The sequence below is a fragment of the Shewanella sp. Sh95 genome, assembly GCF_001308045.1.
GTDB classification, from domain to species: domain Bacteria; phylum Pseudomonadota; class Gammaproteobacteria; order Enterobacterales; family Shewanellaceae; genus Shewanella; species Shewanella xiamenensis.
Map to the genome: position 1 here is coordinate 1 of NZ_LGYY01000141.1, position 1,358 is coordinate 1,358.

The following is a 1,358-nucleotide window of genomic DNA, read 5'->3' on the forward strand; positions in this document are numbered from 1 at the left end:
TTGGAGGTACTCAGGCGGCCTGATTATCAAATCACGGAGAAAGAATTGCTGGCGGCCTGGGTATTATTCGCCAATCAGTTGCTCAAATATGGCTATGCTATGGCTGATTTATGAGGGGATCCTTCAGAGCGCTGCATCATTTTGAGCCCAACCACCAACAGCAATAAATGAGTCTGCTTTCACTGGCTTGCCTTTCATAACAGACTCCATCTGCTTAACCGCTTGACTAAGTTGGTCAAAATTAAACAAAGGTTCTCTCACTTCTGTCCAGCCCTGCTCGTTATTAAGTAATTTCCCTGGAGGAATATCGTATTTTTTTCCCGACAACGCAGAGCGAACCCCCATCAGTCTTAAATTCAAATTGGGAGAATCAGGGCGCCCAGATTGCATGATAAGCGTCCCACCATTAGGCCGTAATTTTTTTAATTGTTCACCTAATGATTTACCCAATTCGAAATTGTCTGTACCGATATAGGCTGAGCGAAAATTCTTGGGGTCTTGGTTGATGGAAGCATCAAAATCTGAATCATAGGTGACAATTGGAATACCGGCTTCTTTAGCTCTTTTTAAGCTATTTTCAAAAAGATACTTAGATTGCGTAACCGCGACAGCAATCCCATCGATACCTTCATCAATCAGTTGGTTTATGACCTCGTCTTGCAATCTAACACTGCTTGATTCTGGCCCTCGATATACACATTCCACACCTTTTATTTCAGCCGCGGCATCTATACAGCCCGTTTTACTTTGATCAAAAAAAACACTATAAAATTTCGGCACAACAGCAAATTTCAGATCTTTTCCATAGCCAGAGGATACGGGTAATAAACTGAAGGTAATAAACAACATAAGTAATCTTGTCACACGTCCTCCCAACAAATGAAACCGTCACTAAAGCTTCATAACAAAATGTAGCAAAGGAATAGCGTTAGCGACATGAGAGATAACGTTGTTATCAAGTATCATTGATCTACATCATGCATTCACAATGCTATTGTACACTGCTAACGGCCAACAAAAGATAAAAAGCACATATAAACAATAAAATAGAAACACATCACATTAGATTCGATCGCGAATAGATTGTTTATTTTGACCGCTAAATATCCTCACTTAATACCTAGGGCGTGTTTCGGCCCTAAGCATTTGCAATGGCTGAACCAACCGTCAGTTTCAAAAATATTTTGAAACTGATAGCCGTTTTGATCACATTGTTTTTTGCCTAAACCTGGAGGGCGTTCAAAATTCTGTGTCAGGCTAATTTTTAAATTTCCAGCACGCTATCTAAACGTCCTTCAAAATAAATCGCTAACTGAGATAAACAAAGGCTCCAATTGTGGATTGGCATGGTCCATTTA

At 40.1% G+C, this 1,358-nt stretch carries 1 pseudogene; it reads right to left on the reverse strand.

The features are described from left to right. Nucleotides 1–126 precede the first annotated feature (126 nt). A pseudogene (locus AEA42_RS10440) lies at nt 127–864 on the reverse strand (substrate-binding domain-containing protein); the annotation flags it as partial. Nucleotides 865–1,358: the final 494 nt, after the last annotated feature.